Below are 15,023 nucleotides of genomic sequence, written 5' to 3'. Positions count from 1 at the left end.
GCCGACGGAACCGACGGTTACGAGACTGCGGGGACCTCGACCCGTTCGAGGACGTCCTGAACGACGTCCTCGGGGTCGGTGTTCTCGACAGTCGCCGCACCAGTCAGGACGAGGCGGTGGACGAGCACCGGGAGCGCGACTCGTTTCACGTCGTCGGGGGTCACGTACTCCCGGCCGTGGATGACGGCGCGGGCGCGGGCCACCTCGAACAGGCGCTGCGTGCCGCGGGGACTCACACCGACCTCGACGCGGTCGTCCTCGCGGGTGGCTCGCCCGACGTCCACGACGTAATCGCGCACGCCGTCGGCGACAGCGACCGTCTCCGGGACCGCCTGAAGGTCGGCGAGTGCGTCGTCCGGCACGACCTGGGAAACCACGGGCGTGGTGGCGGTGCGGTCGGCTCGGCGGTCGATGAGTTCCCGCTCGCCCGGGCGGTCCGGGTAGCCGATGCCCGCCTTCACGGCGAAGCGGTCGCGCTGGGCCTCCGGCAGGCGGAACGTCCCCTCCTGCTCGACGGGGTTCTGCGTCGCGATGACGAAGAAGGGGTCCGGAAGCTGGCGGGTCTCGCCGTCGACGCTCACCTGCCCCTCCTCCATGGCCTCGAGGAGCGCGGCCTGCGTCTTCGGCGGCGCGCGGTTGATCTCGTCGGCGAGCACCACGTTCGCGAAGACGGGGCCGCGATTGAACGTGAACGATTCCGTGGCGGCGTCGTAGACGTGCGACCCGGTGATGTCGGCGGGGAGGAGGTCGGGTGTGAACTGGATGCGGGTGAACTCCAGGCCGAGCGCGTTCGCGAGACTGCGGGCCGTCAGCGTCTTCCCCGTCCCAGGGACGTCCTCCAGTAGGACGTGGCCGCGGGCGAGGGCGCCGGAGAGAACCGTCTCGAGGAACTCGCGGTCGGTGACGACCGCCTCGCTCACCGCGTCCATCACGTCGGTACACGTCTGGGCGGCAGTGTCGACATCCATTCGACTGGTGAGTCGCCGCGACGTTCCTTGTAGCTGTCGTCTGTTCGACCTGCCGACAGCGATTCCTCTCTGTTCGCTTACTGAAGTATCGTTCAGAATACAGTTAACTGGGTCCGGGGAGTGGAGTCGTCTGGAGTGGTCCGCCGGCTCAGGCCACTCCCCTCGGTGTCAGTATCTCGGCCGCTCTCGGCCCTCCTTACTCGAAGCGCTTGCGCATCGCGACGTGGGGGATGCCCGCCTCCTCGAATCGCTCGCCCTCGCGCTCGTAGCTCCTGCGGTCGTAGAACCCCGCTGCGGGAAGCTGCGCGTGGAGGTATAGTTCGTCGTAGCGCTCGCGAGCGGCGTCCTCGAGCGCGTCCATCAGTGCGTCGCCCCGCCCCTCGCCGCGGCGTGATTCGAGGACGGCGACTCGTTCGACCTTGCCGACCCCGGGTTCGTACTCGCGGAGGCGAGCGGCACCCACCGGCGTCTCCTCGGCGTCGTAGGCGACGAAGTGCAGCGACTCCGCTTCGTGCTCGTCGACCTCCAGACCCTCTGGGACGCCCTGTTCCTCGACGAACACCTCGTACCTGACGCTGATCGCATCGTCGTAGCGGGCGTCGGTGTCTGCGCGAACGACCGGCATACAGGCGACTGCGTGGCCGAACCGGAAAACCCCTACTGCTCGCCGGCGACGTCGGCGACGAACTCCCCGAGCAGCGAGGAGAGCATCCCCGCGAACGCCGTGTCGCGGCTCCAGAAGGCGGTCTCCGTCCCGTCGTCGCTCTCGACGCTGATGAGCACGGCGTCCCTGTCAGCCATCACGACGCGCTCCGCGCCCATCTCCGGGGTCGGCTGGTCGGCAACGGAGACGGTACGCGCACCGAGCGTCCGGGCCACGTCGAGGACGTCCCCGGACTCGCTGACGACGGTCACCTCGACGCCTGCGTCGGCGGCCGCACCCAGCGCTTCCCGCACTGCCGGTTCGAGTTCCGCCGTGGTGTCTGTGCCGTAGACCACGTGGGCGCTCGCCGACCCGATGAGCTGTGCGGCCCGTGAGACGATGTTCGACCGGCCCCGCACGGTCCAGATCGACTCGCTCTCCTCCTCGTCGGTGCCGTACTCCTCGCGGACGGACTCCAGGTAGTCGAAGGCAGCGTCGCTCTCCGAACGGAGCTGTCGGTAGAGCCGTTCGCGTGCCTCCTCGACATCGACGGGCCGGTACCGCGTGGGGTTGGACTGCTCGACGTCGACGAGTCCGCGCCCTTCCAGGTCCTCGGCGGCGCCGTACACCTGCGAGCGGGGCACGTCGGCGATGTCCGCTACCTCGCTGGCCGACCCAGTGCCGAGTTTCTGGAGCGCGACGAAGACGCGGGCCTCGTAGGTCGTGAGACCGAGGCGCTTGAGGGCGCCGATGGCGTCGTCGTCGTTCATTCGGCCCCCGGGCGCTCGCGCACCCACTCCCGGACGACGCGGTCGTACTCGTCGGGCGTGAGGTCGCCGTCGCGAAACGCTGCGCTGGCGGCCCCGAGGTCGGCGTTGGTGACGCCAGCCTGGGCGAAGACGCGTTCGAAGATGTCCGCGACGACGGTCACACTCGCTTCACCAGCGACGTCGCGCTCCTCACCCCCCGAGAGCACGTGGCCGACGAACGTCACCTCGGAGCCGTCGGGCGCCGTATCGGGGACGGTCACGTCGTAGGTCGCCGCTGCCCCGTCGGCGACCGGCCACGCGACGTGGACGCCGTCGCCGCCGGCGACTGCCTCGACGGGGTCACCGTCGGGGTCGACCCTCGTCACTGCGCCGCCGCGGACGGACTCCGAGAGCGCTACCCGACCATCGCGGTCGGGGACGCGGACCGTCACCTGCACGGTTCCGCCGGGCTGGACGACGTCGCGGTCGAGTTCGCGAGTCGCCTCGCTCGCCGGGTCTGGGGCCGTGACTGCCGCCGATGACGCCGCAACTGCGCCACCGTTGGGGACCATCTCGGCCGAACCGCCGGCCGCTGGAACGTCACCGGACGGACTGTCGTCGTCGGTGTCGTCCGAGTCGGTGCCCGCGTTACCGCCGCCCTCCTCGAAGTCCGTGTTCGCCCAGTCGGGGCCGAAGTACTTCGTCCAGATGACGAGCAGCGTCGGCAGGACGAGCACGGCCGCGAGGAACGCGTAGATGATGGTCAGCCCGGTGATGATGCCGAACTGCTGGAGCGGTGGCAGGATGGCGAACGCGAGCACGCCGAAGCCGCCGACGGTGGTCGCCGCGCTCCCGAGGAGCGCGCCGCCCGTGCCGGTGACCGCGGTGCGCATCGCCTCCCAGACGGAGCCGCTGCGCTCGAGTTCCTGGGTGTACCGCTCGCTGAGGTGGATGCTGTAGGCCACACCCAGTCCGACGGTGAGACTCGTGATCATCCCCGTGAGCACGTTGAACGGGATGCCCGCGAGGTACATCGTGCCGAGAATCCAGGCCACGCTCAACACGACGGGGAGCAGCGTCACCGCGCCGAGGGTCGCGCTCCCGTCGGTGATGCGGTAGATCACCATCAAGAAGGCGAACACCGCGACGAGCGTGATGAGCAGGCTCTGGACGACTGTCTCGAGCAGCTGGTCCTGGACGATCTTGTTCAGGATGGCGCTCCCGGTCGCGGTCGCCTCGATGCCGTCGCCGGACGCGACGTCCGCGACGTCGCGCATCTGCGTGGTGATGTCCTCGCCGGACGCGCCGCCCTGCACGGAGACGACGAGGCGCATTGCCTCGTACTCCCCGTCCTCGTTCTGGTAGATGTAGGTGTTCGCCTGGTCCGGGGCCGCGTCGAACAGCGCGTCGTACACCCCGGCGACGTTCTGGTCGGGGACGCCGTCGCCGTCAGTGTCCGCCGCCTCGAACGTCTCAGCGAACGACTCGTTCTGGGCCGCGACCGCCCGCATCGTGGACAGCGGGCCCTGTATCGCCGGCTGGCCGTTCGAGAGCGTCTGGGTGACGTCCTTCTCGGCTGCGGCGTCGCGGGCAGCTTGCACCCGCTCCAGGGCGGTGTCCCCCGTCACGTCGTTCTCGAGCAGTATCTGTGCCTGTGAGTCCTCGCGGACGAACCGCTCGTTGACGTAGCGGAGGTTCTGCTTGGCGGTGTACTCGCCCGGCGCGAACGGCTCGGGGAGGTCCTTCATCCAGTCCGCGGGCTCCTCGGCGAGGAAGTCCTCCTGGTTGAAGGAGGTGTCCACCTGCGTCGCGCCGTACGCGCCACCGGCGGTCACGAGCAACGTCAGGACGATCACGACCACGGGCGCCTTCCGCGCGGCCGTCGACCCGACCGCCAGCGCGCTGCTGAAGCGGCCGCCGCCGGTACCGAACGCGCGCTTCTGGCGGTCCCAGCCGCGGGACTCGAGGAAGCCGTCTATCTCCACCTTCAGCGCGGGAATCAGCACGCCGAAGACGAGCAGCGCCGCGACGATCCCCCACGAGGAGACGACGCCGAACTCCTGGATGGGCGGCACGGGGCTCGTCAGATTCGAGAGGAAGCCGATGACCGTGGTGGCGGTCACCCAGACGAGCGCGACGCCAACACCGCTGAGCGCGACCCGCATCGAACCGCGGACGCCCTCGCCGTTGCCGTTCTGGCGCTCCTCGCGGTGGCGCATGAAGATGTGTATCGCGTAGTCGATGGAGAGGCCGATGAGGAGAACGGGCACCGCGATAAATATCTGGTTGAACGCGATGTCGGTCCATCCCATGAACCCGAACGTCCACGTCAGGACGGCGGCGATGCCGAACAGACCCAGCAGGATGTCGAGGACGTCGCGGTAGGCGATTGTGAGCGCGAGCAGCACGAACACGACCGCCAGCGGCCCGACGATGAGCAGGCTGTCGGTCATCGAGGTGTTGATCTCCTCGGAGATGATGCCCGCACCGAAGATGAGGTAGTCCTGTCCGCTGGCCTCACCGAGCGTCTGCATCGCGAACTGGGCGTCGATGATGGCCTCGTCGGTCACCTGCCCGGTCGGGGCGGCCCCCTGGGCGCTCTGCCGGACGACGAGCATGGTCGCCTCGGCGTTCGTCGACCCCGGCTCGTAGCTCGACGGCATCAGCGCGAAGACGGAGAAGCCTCCGTTCCCGTTCTGTCCCTCCCCGAGCACGGTGCCAACGAAGGCGTCGACCTCCGACTCGTTCATCGACTGGAGCTGCGCGATCTGCTCATCGAGGCTCGCGTTCCGTGCTGCCTGTTGCTCCGCGCGCTCGGTCTCGAGGTCGGTTGCGAGGGACTCCAGTTCACCCGCCTGGCTCTGTAGCTCGCGGTAGTCGTCCGCGAGCACGCCCCGCGTCCCGAGACGGTAGGCTTCCTGGGCCTCGGTTTCGGAGGTCGCGTTCCGGAGCGACTCGGCCGCGCGTTCGAAGATGGCGGCGTCCGTCTGGTTCAGTTCGACGGAGCTGTTCGCGCGCACCGACTCGAAGGACGACGAGACGCTCGCGCCCGGATTCTGCCGGAGGAAGGTGAGCTCTGCCTGGAGCAGGTCGGTGGTGTCGTTGAGCGCGGTCGAGCGCTCCTCGAGGGCCGACTGGCGTTCCTGCAACTCTGTGGCGATGCGCTGGACCTCGCGGCCCTGCTCGGTCTGTATCGCCGCGAGCGCGACGATGTTGGCGACGCCGGTGATGGCGTTCTCGTCGGCGAGCGTCGGCGCGATGGTCTCGTTCTGGTAGAGGGCGCGCTCGTACTCCAGCGTGTTCACGAGCGCGTCCTTCGAGAGCACGTTGTCGCCGCGCACGATAATCTGCGCTGTCGTCGAGTTCTCGCTGTTCGTCTGGAAGTTCTCCTCGATGTACTCGAGCTTCTCGGAGGCGTCGCTCTCGGACTGGAACTGGTCGAGCGACGACGACTGGTCGACCATCGGCGCGCCGGCGCCGATGGCGACGGTCAACACCAGCATGATGGCGATTGCGGCCTTGCTGTGCCCCGTGACGAGTGCGACGAGGTCGTCGACGCGGCTCACCGCCGACACCCCGGAATTGCTGTTGGTAGAATCATACTGACAGTGTGGTTTTCGAGTCGTACTGACAGCTACGCCTTACATAAGCGCACCGAAAGGACCCGGAATCGCCCCGGCTCACTCCAGCCGTTCGGCGTACTCGTAGTCCGCCGGGTAGGCCGTCGGCTCCGCGTCGTCGATGGTTATCTGCCACTCCTCGAGGACCGACGGGTCCTTCAGTGCCGCCCGCAGGGTCGCCCGCACGTCCGCGACGCCCACGCCGTAGAAGTCCGCGGGGACGCCGTCGAGATACTGGAGCGCGGTGTCGAACAGCGAGCGCATCCCGTCGTCGTTCTCGAAGTCGAAGTGCTTGTACGCGCCGGCGGCCACCTGGACCATCCCGTGGAGGAACGCGCTCTCGGTCGTGCCGCTGCCGTAGTTGTACCACTCGTCCTCGAAGCAGTCGTGGGACTCGTGGAACTCCCCGGCGTTGTAGAGCCGAACCCCGTGTTCGCAGGCCCGGCGGAGGGTCGCGTGCTCCCACACCCGCTCGGCGGACCGCCACCCCGTCGGGTCGCCCAGCGGCGGTGCGACGCTCGGGTCGCGGGTGTGGTCGTCCATGTCGGTAATTCCGGCCCGGGCCACGTAATCCTCTCGGCTCCCGTCGCTCCACCGTGCCGTAACACCAACCCCTTTCACTACGGAACGGCTAATGTGGCTATATGCGTGTCGAACAGCTCGGTGAAGGGACTCCGGAGCTAGCGATCGTCGGCGGCATCCACGGCGACGAGACGTGCGGCGTCCGTGCAATCGAGCGACTCATCGAGGACGACCCGGAGGTGCTGCGGCCGGTGAAACTCATCGTCGCCAGCGAGCGCGCGCTCGAGGCCGGCGTCCGGTACATCGACGCGGACCTCAATCGCGCGTTCACGGACAGCGTCCCGGCGGACGCCTACGAGCGCCAGCTAGCTCAGCAGCTCGACAACGAAATCGAGGGCTGTACGGTGCTCTCGATTCACTCCACGCAGTCCTACGCCGAGCCGTTCGCCATCACGTCTGGACTCAACAGCACCATCGAGGCCATCGTTCCCCACCTCTCGGTGAACGCTCTAGTCGACGCGACGGACCTCGAGAACGGACGACTGTTCGCGGCGGACGCCGACATCATCGAAGTGGAAGCGGGCCTCCAGGGCTCCGAGACGGCCGACGAGAACGCCTACCGCCTCGTCCGAGAGTTCCTGACAGCTGCCGGCGCCCTTCCCGGTGACACGGTCGCCCACGAACTCCCGCTCTACGAGATGGGGGAGCCGATTCCGAAGCCCATCGCCGACGACTATCGGGTGTTCGTCCAGAACTTCGAGCGCGTCGACGCCGGCGAGCGGTTCGCCGCCGCCGACGGCGAGGAGTTCGTCGCCGACGAGCCGTTCTGGCCGGTACTGGTCTCACCGTACGGCTACAGCGACCTCTTCGGCTACCGCGGCCAGCGCACTGGCGTGCTCGGTCAGTCCTCGGAGGGCGCGAACTCCACGAGCGTCAACTCCCGGTCGAGCGCGCAGTAGTCGTGGGGCGGGTCGCCGAGAATCTCCGATATCTGGTACTCGGCCTCGAACTCCGCACCCGCAGGTTCGCAGAACTCGTGACTCGGACACTCTGTGTGCGGACACGGGCCCGCTAGCTTCCCCTTGCTGCCGGCGTAGGCGCCCTTCGACGGGACGTTCGCCGTCACCGACGCTGGTTCGACGTCCACCGCGACGACGCCCTCGTCGTGGACCGCGCAGTCGAGCACCTGGCCGCCTTCGCGACGTTCAGTTACCTCGTAGCGGACGCCCTCCTCGAGGTTGAGACACTGCTGGCGGTAGGGACAGCCCTCGCAGGCGGTGGACTCCCCCCGGTAGACGAACTCCGAGCCCGGCTCGGCGAGCCGCGCGCCGAGGAGCGTGATAGACATGGTCGGGGGTTCGGGGCGAGCGTGGTTAAGTTCCCCGACAGCTGACCTGCCCGTCGTTGCTGCGGCGTCAGTCGCCGGTGAGGTCGTCGAGTTCGTCGAGGTAGTCCTCACGGGGAATCTGGTAGGCGTCGCGGAAATCGACGTCACCCGCGTCGAAGCGCTCGGCCAGTTCGACGGCGCCCGCGACTGCAGCAGGGCGCGTGTCGAAGTCGGCATCCACCGACTGCACGCGGACCTCCGGTTCGAGCGTGAGCCAGACCCACCACCCCTCGTGGGTCGACCCCGCGCGGCGCCTGCGTTCGGTCGGCGGGCGCTGGCTGACCCGGATGGTCGGGAGGCAGGGGGCGGGGAACTGCTGGCTGTCGAAGACGTCGGGCCGGTAGACGAGAATCGCGCTCCCGGCCTCGTCTTCGTTCCACACCTGCCAGCTCTTGGGCAGGTCCGCGAACGCGCTCATGCGAACCGATTAGCCAGCGCGCCAATAAGGCCTGCCGGTTCGCAAGGAGTGAAAGTGAAGCGTTCGACTCCGAACGCCCCATGTGCCGAAAACGCCCAGAAGAGCGCGCAAGTGGCAGGAAAAGCCGACTCAGACGTCCCGTTACACTTTCACTCCGCTCTCCCTGGGTTCGCATTGCCGAATGCGGTAGCGGATGCGCCACACTGTCGGTACTCGCGCGTTTCGAACGGCGTGAGTGGACCAACTCGTAATTGGGACGTACTCGTCGCGGTGGACGACTACTTCTGACCGGCGGCCGTAGCGTACCTGTATGACAGAATGTACGTACTGCGGGCAGGACCTCGCGCCGTACGACGCAGTCTACGTCGAGCGCGAACGAGGTGGCAGTCGGGAGCAGGAGGGCGCGTTCTGTAACTACGGCTGCCTCGGGACGTGGATAGAGGAGTCGAACGCAGCCGAAGGAGCCTGCTGCCGCATCGACACCTGAACGGGGGTCGCTAGCGCCTCAGCTGTTCTTCCCGGTGACGACGACCGGGCGGTCGGTGTTCAGGATGACCGACTGCGTGACGCTCCCGAAGATAGCCTTCCCCGCGGGCGAGCGCTTCCGGCCGCCGAGAACGATGGCGTCCACGTCGTACTCCTCGGCCTCCTGGATGATGTCGTCAGTGGTGTCCCCGGAGTCGTCGCGGACGATGGTCTCGACGCCGTGGTCCTGGAGGTGGTCCCGGGCGCGGCGCACCGACTGGATGCGGTCGGCGGTCTTGAACTGCTGCATCTCCGAAGGCAGGTCCCCGTCGTCACCCGTGAACACGAACAGCAGGACCGCTTCCACGTTCTCCGCCGCTGCTGGCAGGTCCGTCACGTAGCCCGCCTGTGAAACCGCCCGGTCCACGTCCTCGTCCACCGGCACCAGTACGCGATACATACGCGGTGAAACGCCCGTCCACGGGATAAATCTACGGTACGTTCCCAACGGCCGGGCGAACGCCGCTGCGCCGTCGAACTCGACAGCCCGCGGTGGAAGTCATCCTCGACGGCCGCCCCCACGGTCGGCAGGTCGACGCCAGGCCAGTTATCATCGAAGACGACCTGAAGGAGGCCGCTGTCGGCGCGAACTGGGAGCCGACTGGTGAGCGCCAAGGCCAAGCACCCGAACTATTTGTGACGTGTTCGTGATTCGCCACTATGGCCCCAGCTATCGAGTTACCGAGTAGCGTCTTCCTTCTGGGCGCCCTCGCGGCGTTCCTCACACTCGCCTACTTCGTGGTTCGCGGCCTCCAGGCGGACCACGCCACCGGCGACTACCACTTCACGTGGGGCGTCGGCATCGTCGTTCTGTTCCTCTCGGGGCTCGTGCCGGGGTTCGTCGGCGTCGGACTGTACCTCACCGTGGAACGTGGCTATCCGCTCTACTGGCTCGTCCTCTGTCTCCTGGTCGGACTCGGTATACTCGCCGCAATTGGGGCTAGCGTCACCACGGGCGTCGAGACGTCGGCTACCGACGCCTCTCTCATCGCACTCGGGTGAAGACATCCGGCCGCCGAGCGCAGTCGCTGGACATGAAGTGACTCTCTGACGTCGGTGAATGAAGAGCGGGCCCGGCGCGATTTGAATCGCCGGAACTTCGCTCCTGACAGTCGCTCGTTCCGTACTTCAGATCGCTGCCCGCTATAGGGAGGGACTGCGAGATAGCGACACGCTGGTCGCTCTCTGTCACAGGTCCGTGGAAAAGCGGGCCGGGCGCGATTTGAACACGCGACCGACGGATTAAGAGTCCGTCGCTCTGCCGAACTGAGCTACCGGCCCAGCGCAGTCAATTCTTGCAGGGTGCTACTAAAATACGTTCTGATTCGGTACGCCGACCACGGTACGGCTTTAAGTTCGCACGGGCGGAACACGTCCGTCATGTCAGTCGAGTCACCGACGCTCGAACGCGAGGACATCCACGTCGTCGACGACGAGCGCTTCGGCGCGGAGACCGTGGCGCTCGTGACCGGTGCGGCGTCCGGTATCGGACGGGCGACCGCGGTCGCACTCGCGGTCAACGGACTCACCGTCGCAGCGCTGGACGTGGACGCCGAGGGCCTCTCGGAGACCACTGCGACCGCCGACGAGATGGACGCGCCGGGCGAGATCCACCCGGTCGAGGCCGACCTGACGGACGACGAGGCGGTCGTGGCGGCCGTCGATGCGGCAGCGGAACTAGGCGACCTCCGGTTCGTCGCGAACGTCGCCGGCCTCCAGCACGTCGCACCGCTCGAGGAGTTCCCGATGGACGTCTACGACACGATGCAGGCGGTGATGGTGCGCGCGCCGACGCTCATCGCGAAGCACGCGCTCCCCCACATTCGCGACGCGGGGGGCGGCGCTATCGGCAACATGGCGTCGGTCCACGGCCACTACGTCACCGCGGACAAGGTCGCGTACAACGTCGCGAAGTTCGGCATTCGGGGGCTCACGCAGTCCATCGCCGCAGAGGGCGAGGGCGACGTGCGGTCGTTCTCTGTGTCGACGGGGTACGTGAAGACGCCGCTGGTCGTCGACCAGATTCCGGACACCGCCGCGGAGCGAGGCATCACCGAGCGGGAGGTCGTCGAGGACGTGATGCTGGGCCAGTCCCGCGCGACGGAGATGATGGAACCGGTGGACGTCGCGAACCTCTTCGTCCTCGGGTTCTCGAAACTCGGCGACCACCTCAACGGCGGCGACCTGCGCTTCGACGACGGCATGACGCTGACCTACGACTGAGCACCGCAAGCGAGCACCACGAACGGGAACAGGTCGGGAACGTTAAGTGAGGGCCACCGCTATCCGGGTACATCATGAGTAGCCGGGCAACCATCTCCTCGATGTCCACGTACGCCATTCTCGGCTGCGGGAGCGTCGGCCACGCCGTCGCCGAGGAGTTGGTAGAGCGGGGGAAGGACGTTCTCATCGTGGACCGAGACGACTCCCGCGTGGAGGCGCTCCGCGACCAGGACCTGAACGCGCAGGTCGCGGACATCCGGGACGAGGAGGTGGCCGGACTGGTCGCCGACCGCGACGTCGTGCTCATCATGGCCTCGGACGTCGACGCCAACGAGGCAGCTGTCGCGAACATCCGCGGGCGCAACGAGGACCAGTTCGTCGTCGTGCGCGCCAGCGACCCCGTGACGAGCGACGAACTGACGGAACTCGGGGCCGACGTCGTCATCAACCCGTCGTCGGTCATCGCCGACGCCGCGCTTCGCGCCCTCGAGTCCGGCGAATTGGAGTACAAGGCCCGCCAGCTAGCGGAGGTCATCGAACGGACCGGGGGTCGACTTGCCATCGTCACGCACGACAACCCCGACCCCGACTCCATCGCCGCGGCCGCCGCCCTGCAGGCCATCGCCACCCACCTCGGGGTCGACGCAGACATCCTCTACTTCGGGGACATCGGCCACCAGGAGAACCGCGCGTTCGTGAACCTCCTCGACATCGAACTGACGCCGTACGACGACGTCGACATTTCGAGCTACGAGACGGTCGCGCTCATCGACCCCGCGAAGGCAGGCGAGGTGAGCATCGACCACGACGTCGACATCTTCATCGACCACTACGAGGTCGACGAACCGTTCGACTCGGAGTTCGCGGACGTGCGCCCGAACGTCTCCGCGACGTCGACCATCCTCACGAAGTACATCCAGGAGTTCGACCTCTCCGTGAGCCAGGAGGTCGCCACGGCGCTGCTCTACGGCATCCGCGCGGAGACATTGGACTTCCGCCGCGACACCACGCCAGCGGACCTCACCGCGGCGGCGTACCTCTACCCGTTCGCCGACCACGACACCCTCGAACAGGTGGAGTCGCCGAACATGAGCCCCGAGACGCTGGACGTGCTCGCGGAGGCCATCACCAGCCGCGAGGTCCAGGGGAGTCACCTGGTCTCCAACGCCGGGTTCATCCGAGACCGCGACGCCCTCGCGCAAGCCGCCTCGCAGCTCCTCAATCTGGAGGGCATCACCACGACGGCGGTATTCGGCATCGTCGACGACACCATCTACCTCGCGGCGCGCTCGAAGGACATCCGGCTGAACATCGGCCGCGTGCTCGCCGACGCGTTCGTCGACATCGGCGAGGCCGCCGGTCACTCGACGCAGGCGTCCGCCGAGATTCCGCTCGGCATCTTCACGGGCATCGAGACGACCGAGGACAACCGGAACACGCTGCTCTCGCTGACCGAGGAGGCCGTCACCCGGAAGCTCTTCGACGCGATGGGCGTCGAGTCCGAGAGCGGGAGTAACGGCAGCTAGGCCACTCGGACCGCGCTGGACGGCTCGGTCGGACGGTCGACGAGCCACGACTCGGCCCCCGCTACCTGTTTCGTTCGACCGTTCGGTTACACGGCAGACAGCGCCGTCGTCCGTCGCGTCGGAGACCGCGAGTTGTTCATTGGGAACGTCCACGCGGCCGACCCCGAGCGTCACGAGCGACAGTTCGACCACGTGCTCTCGGTGACCGGAGACGAACAGCCACTCACGACGCACCACCACCCACTGAGCGATGGGGCCGACAACGACTGGCGCACGTTCGAAGCGGTCGCCGACGCGGCGCACCTGCTCTACCGGCGGGACGGGTCGACGCTGGTCCACTGCGAGGCGGGCATCTCCCGGAGCGCCACGCTCGTCGCCCTGGCCCTCGCCGCCGAGGAGGACTGGACGTTCGTCGACGCGCTCCACGAGGTGCAGAACGCCCGACTACACGCGGTTCCCCACCCGGCGCTCCACGAACTCGGTGTCGTCTACCTCGCTGCCAGGGCGTAGCGAGCGCTCCCAAAGAACTGGTCGACCCAATTGCGGCCAGCTGTCGCGAAGGACGAACTGTTGCAGAGACGCGTGAGAGAACTGCTCGAAGAACGCTAGACTGCGACTTCTTCTTCTGTCTCGGGACTCTCGTAGCGCTCGACGACTTCGTTGATGAGCACGACGTCGCCGACGGCGCGCACCCAGCGATAGGGGACGATGACGCCCTTCTTGCCCGTCTCGGCCGCCGAGAAGAGCTGCTTGTTGAGTTCGCTGAGCGCGAGACCGTTCACCATCTCTGAATCGAGGTTCAGGCGGACGTCCTCGACTTCGCCCACGAAGACGCCGTTGTTCGAGTACACCTCGCGGCCGACGAGCGAAGTGATTTCGTCTGCTTCGGAGTCCATGTGGCTGTGAATGGAGCGGGGGACCATAAGTGTTGAAGGCACGGCCCCGTCTGAAACGGAGGCTATCGGAAGCTGTCGAGAACGTCGGCGAGTGCGTCGAGGCCCGCCGCGACGTGGTCCGGGGACCGCCCGAGGCTCACGCGGATGCGCTCTTCGTCGCCGAAGAAGCGGCCAGGCACGACGAGCACGCCCTCCTCCCAGGCAGTCTCTGTGAGTTCGTCGCCGTCGACGTTCACGGGGTCGAGGAACGCGAACGTGCTACCGGGCGCGAGGACACCCTCGACGTCTTCGCGGTTCTCGACGAACGAGGCGAGCAGGTCGGCGTTCGTGGCGACGAGCTCCCGGGACCGCGCGTCGAGTTCGTCGGTGTTGTGGAAGGCGCGCTTCCCGAGGGCTCGCCCGGGGCCGGAGACGCCGGGAACGTGGTAGGCGACCGAGCGGGCGCGCTCGACGAACGGCCGGTCGGCGACGAGCCAGCCGATCCGCAGGTCCGAGAGGCCGTGGAACTTTGTCAGCGAGTTCGTGACGACTGCGCCGTCGAGGCCAGCGGCGGTCGGGCCGCCGAACGGCCCGTCGACTGGCTCCGCGACGTAGGGGGCGTACACCTCGTCGACGAGCAGGCGGGCGTCGTTGTCGTCGGCGACGGCAGCCATCTCTGCGAGCGTCTCACGGCCGGCGAGTCGTCCGCTCGGGTTGTGGCGGTTCGTCACCGTGACGAGGCGGGTGTCGTCGGTCATCGCCTTCGCCACGCGGTCCGGAACCAGGCGGGACTTCTCCTCGCGGATGAACCGGTTGACGTCGCCGCCGACCGCCTGCGGCGTCTTCAGGAGCGGCTCGTAGGTAGGTTTCTCGACGAGCGCGGTGGGCTCGGCGGCCTCCGGGTCCGTCGCGTCGGCGTCGGGGTAGAGTGCGGCGGCAGTCGCGACGAAGTTGGCGACGGAGGCGCCCGCCGTGACGAGCACCTGCTCGGGGTGGACCCCGTACTCGCCGGCAATTTGCGTCTCGAGCGTGGCGCCGGTCGGCGGGTCGACTAGCCCTTCCAGTGGCTCGGGGACGATGTCGGGTTCGTGGTCCCGGTCGCCGCGCATGTCGCTGGTGGCGAGGTCGTAGAGCGCGACTTCCGGCCGTCCGGTTATCCACTCGAGGTACGCGAGCCGCGGGAACATGTCCACAGTTCCGGCAGCCGCCGGCTAGTAGTTACCGCTTCGAGTTGCCAGGCGGCAGTTCCTGTTTGGCGCGTTCGTCGAGCATCTCCTCGTACTGGCAGACCCGAATCCGGCAGTCGGACTGGGGGACCGCGGTGCACAGCAGGTGGAGCGCGGCGTCGCGGTCCGTCTCGAAGTAGCGCCGGGCGTCCGTCTGGTCGAGTTCCCCGGAGAGCAGTTCGCCAGCGCAGCGACAGCACCACCCCTGCTGGCAGTCCGCGGGCAGCCAGACGCCGGCCTCGCGGGCGGCCCAAAGCACGTACTCGCCCTCCGGCACCTCGACGTCGACGGTCTCGCCGGCCTGGGGAATCTCGCAGTCCTCCGGAACGACGAGTTCCACG

General features: G+C 67.7%; 17 protein-coding genes and 1 tRNA gene. 6 read left to right on the top strand and 12 right to left on the bottom strand.

Going from position 1 to position 15,023, the window contains the following annotated elements; genetic code table 11:
- Positions 1-17: 17 nt before the first annotated feature.
- From HALDL1_09295 to HALDL1_09275, 5 genes are all read right to left on the bottom strand, one after another.
- A complete protein-coding gene (locus tag HALDL1_09295; protein ID AHG03776.1) occupies positions 18-968 on the bottom strand; it encodes an ATPase AAA in 951 nt (316 codons plus the stop codon).
- A 196-nt stretch (positions 969-1,164) separates the two neighbouring features.
- Positions 1,165-1,593 carry an acetyltransferase gene (locus HALDL1_09290; GenBank protein AHG03775.1) on the bottom strand — a complete coding sequence of 143 codons (429 nt, stop codon included), beginning with the start codon at positions 1,591-1,593 and terminating at the stop codon, positions 1,165-1,167.
- A gap of 32 nt (positions 1,594-1,625) precedes the next feature.
- Positions 1,626-2,381, bottom strand: a complete 756-nt coding sequence (locus HALDL1_09285; protein AHG03774.1) for a TrmB family transcriptional regulator — start codon at positions 2,379-2,381, stop codon at positions 1,626-1,628.
- A complete protein-coding gene (locus HALDL1_09280) occupies positions 2,378-5,926 on the bottom strand; it encodes a Patched family protein (GenBank protein ID AHG03773.1) in 3,549 nt (1,182 codons plus the stop codon). Before HALDL1_09280 ends, HALDL1_09285 begins: the two co-directional genes overlap by 4 nt.
- 114 nt (positions 5,927-6,040) lie before the next feature.
- Positions 6,041-6,523 carry a hypothetical protein gene (locus HALDL1_09275; GenBank protein ID AHG03772.1) on the bottom strand — a complete coding sequence of 161 codons (483 nt, stop codon included), beginning with the start codon at positions 6,521-6,523 and terminating at the stop codon, positions 6,041-6,043.
- A 101-nt stretch (positions 6,524-6,624) separates the two neighbouring features.
- On the opposite strand from HALDL1_09275, the gene HALDL1_09270 reads away from it, so the two are divergent.
- On the top strand, positions 6,625-7,461 hold the full coding sequence (locus tag HALDL1_09270; protein AHG03771.1) for a succinylglutamate desuccinylase: 837 nt from the start codon (positions 6,625-6,627) through the stop codon (positions 7,459-7,461).
- Here HALDL1_09270 and HALDL1_09265 read toward each other — a convergent pair.
- Positions 7,404-7,850 (bottom strand): hypothetical protein, encoded by a 447-nt coding sequence (locus tag HALDL1_09265; protein ID AHG03770.1) that lies wholly within the window; start codon positions 7,848-7,850, stop codon positions 7,404-7,406. The genes HALDL1_09270 and HALDL1_09265 overlap by 58 nt on opposite strands.
- 67 nt (positions 7,851-7,917) lie before the next feature.
- Positions 7,918-8,307, bottom strand: a complete 390-nt coding sequence (locus tag HALDL1_09260; protein AHG03769.1) for a hypothetical protein — start codon at positions 8,305-8,307, stop codon at positions 7,918-7,920.
- Positions 8,308-8,617: 310 nt separating this feature from the next.
- On the opposite strand from HALDL1_09260, the gene HALDL1_09255 reads away from it, so the two are divergent.
- A complete protein-coding gene (locus tag HALDL1_09255; GenBank protein ID AHG03768.1) occupies positions 8,618-8,794 on the top strand; it encodes a hypothetical protein in 177 nt (58 codons plus the stop codon).
- Positions 8,795-8,812: 18 nt separating this feature from the next.
- On the opposite strand, the gene HALDL1_09250 is transcribed toward HALDL1_09255, so the two are convergent.
- Positions 8,813-9,232 (bottom strand): stress protein, encoded by a 420-nt coding sequence (locus HALDL1_09250; protein AHG03767.1) that lies wholly within the window; start codon positions 9,230-9,232, stop codon positions 8,813-8,815.
- A 260-nt stretch (positions 9,233-9,492) separates the two neighbouring features.
- On the opposite strand from HALDL1_09250, the gene HALDL1_09245 reads away from it, so the two are divergent.
- On the top strand, positions 9,493-9,834 hold the full coding sequence (locus tag HALDL1_09245; GenBank protein AHG05262.1) for a hypothetical protein: 342 nt from the start codon (positions 9,493-9,495) through the stop codon (positions 9,832-9,834).
- Positions 9,835-10,039: 205 nt separating this feature from the next.
- Here HALDL1_09245 and HALDL1_09240 read toward each other — a convergent pair.
- Positions 10,040-10,113 (bottom strand) — tRNA-Lys (locus tag HALDL1_09240).
- Between the two features lie 99 nt (positions 10,114-10,212).
- On the opposite strand from HALDL1_09240, the gene HALDL1_09235 reads away from it, so the two are divergent.
- From HALDL1_09235 to HALDL1_09225, 3 genes are all read left to right on the top strand, one after another.
- Positions 10,213-11,055: a D-beta-hydroxybutyrate dehydrogenase gene (locus HALDL1_09235; protein ID AHG03766.1), complete on the top strand. Its 843-nt coding sequence runs from the start codon at positions 10,213-10,215 to the stop codon at positions 11,053-11,055.
- 74 nt (positions 11,056-11,129) lie between these two features.
- Positions 11,130-12,581 carry a DHH family phosphoesterase gene (locus HALDL1_09230; GenBank protein AHG03765.1) on the top strand — a complete coding sequence of 484 codons (1,452 nt, stop codon included), beginning with the start codon at positions 11,130-11,132 and terminating at the stop codon, positions 12,579-12,581.
- Positions 12,582-12,713: 132 nt separating this feature from the next.
- Positions 12,714-13,091 (top strand): phosphatase, encoded by a 378-nt coding sequence (locus HALDL1_09225; protein AHG03764.1) that lies wholly within the window; start codon positions 12,714-12,716, stop codon positions 13,089-13,091.
- A 95-nt stretch (positions 13,092-13,186) separates the two neighbouring features.
- On the opposite strand, the gene HALDL1_09220 is transcribed toward HALDL1_09225, so the two are convergent.
- From HALDL1_09220 to HALDL1_09210, 3 genes are all read right to left on the bottom strand, one after another.
- Positions 13,187-13,477 (bottom strand): photosystem reaction center subunit H, encoded by a 291-nt coding sequence (locus HALDL1_09220; protein AHG03763.1) that lies wholly within the window; start codon positions 13,475-13,477, stop codon positions 13,187-13,189.
- A gap of 62 nt (positions 13,478-13,539) precedes the next feature.
- On the bottom strand, positions 13,540-14,643 hold the full coding sequence (locus tag HALDL1_09215; protein AHG03762.1) for an aminotransferase class I and II: 1,104 nt from the start codon (positions 14,641-14,643) through the stop codon (positions 13,540-13,542).
- Positions 14,644-14,674: 31 nt separating this feature from the next.
- Positions 14,675-15,022, bottom strand: coding sequence for a ferredoxin (locus tag HALDL1_09210; protein ID AHG03761.1), 348 nt, complete (start codon positions 15,020-15,022; stop codon positions 14,675-14,677).
- Between the last annotated feature and the right edge of the window lies 1 nt (position 15,023).

The organism is Halobacterium sp. DL1 (assembly GCA_000230955.3).
In the GTDB taxonomy this organism is placed as follows: domain Archaea; phylum Halobacteriota; class Halobacteria; order Halobacteriales; family Halobacteriaceae; genus Halobacterium.
The sequence above is the reverse complement of the archived record's forward strand: the minus strand, read 5'-3'. Positions and strand labels throughout refer to the sequence as shown.

Coding starts and splice junctions, on each gene's coding strand:
- HALDL1_09260 (AHG03769.1), bottom strand. CDS start 8,307: ATGAGCGCGTTCGCGGACCTGCCCAAGAGCTGGCAGGTGTGGAACGAA.
- HALDL1_09245 (AHG05262.1), top strand. CDS start 9,493: ATGGCCCCAGCTATCGAGTTACCGAGTAGCGTCTTCCTTCTGGGCGCC.
- HALDL1_09250 (AHG03767.1), bottom strand. CDS start 9,232: ATGTATCGCGTACTGGTGCCGGTGGACGAGGACGTGGACCGGGCGGTT.
- HALDL1_09275 (AHG03772.1), bottom strand. CDS start 6,523: ATGGACGACCACACCCGCGACCCGAGCGTCGCACCGCCGCTGGGCGAC.
- HALDL1_09215 (AHG03762.1), bottom strand. CDS start 14,643: ATGTTCCCGCGGCTCGCGTACCTCGAGTGGATAACCGGACGGCCGGAA.
- HALDL1_09270 (AHG03771.1), top strand. CDS start 6,625: ATGCGTGTCGAACAGCTCGGTGAAGGGACTCCGGAGCTAGCGATCGTC.
- HALDL1_09285 (AHG03774.1), bottom strand. CDS start 2,381: ATGAACGACGACGACGCCATCGGCGCCCTCAAGCGCCTCGGTCTCACG.
- HALDL1_09230 (AHG03765.1), top strand. CDS start 11,130: ATGAGTAGCCGGGCAACCATCTCCTCGATGTCCACGTACGCCATTCTC.
- HALDL1_09235 (AHG03766.1), top strand. CDS start 10,213: ATGTCAGTCGAGTCACCGACGCTCGAACGCGAGGACATCCACGTCGTC.
- HALDL1_09290 (AHG03775.1), bottom strand. CDS start 1,593: ATGCCGGTCGTTCGCGCAGACACCGACGCCCGCTACGACGATGCGATC.
- HALDL1_09220 (AHG03763.1), bottom strand. CDS start 13,477: ATGGACTCCGAAGCAGACGAAATCACTTCGCTCGTCGGCCGCGAGGTG.
- HALDL1_09255 (AHG03768.1), top strand. CDS start 8,618: ATGACAGAATGTACGTACTGCGGGCAGGACCTCGCGCCGTACGACGCA.
- HALDL1_09265 (AHG03770.1), bottom strand. CDS start 7,850: ATGTCTATCACGCTCCTCGGCGCGCGGCTCGCCGAGCCGGGCTCGGAG.
- HALDL1_09295 (AHG03776.1), bottom strand. CDS start 968: ATGGATGTCGACACTGCCGCCCAGACGTGTACCGACGTGATGGACGCG.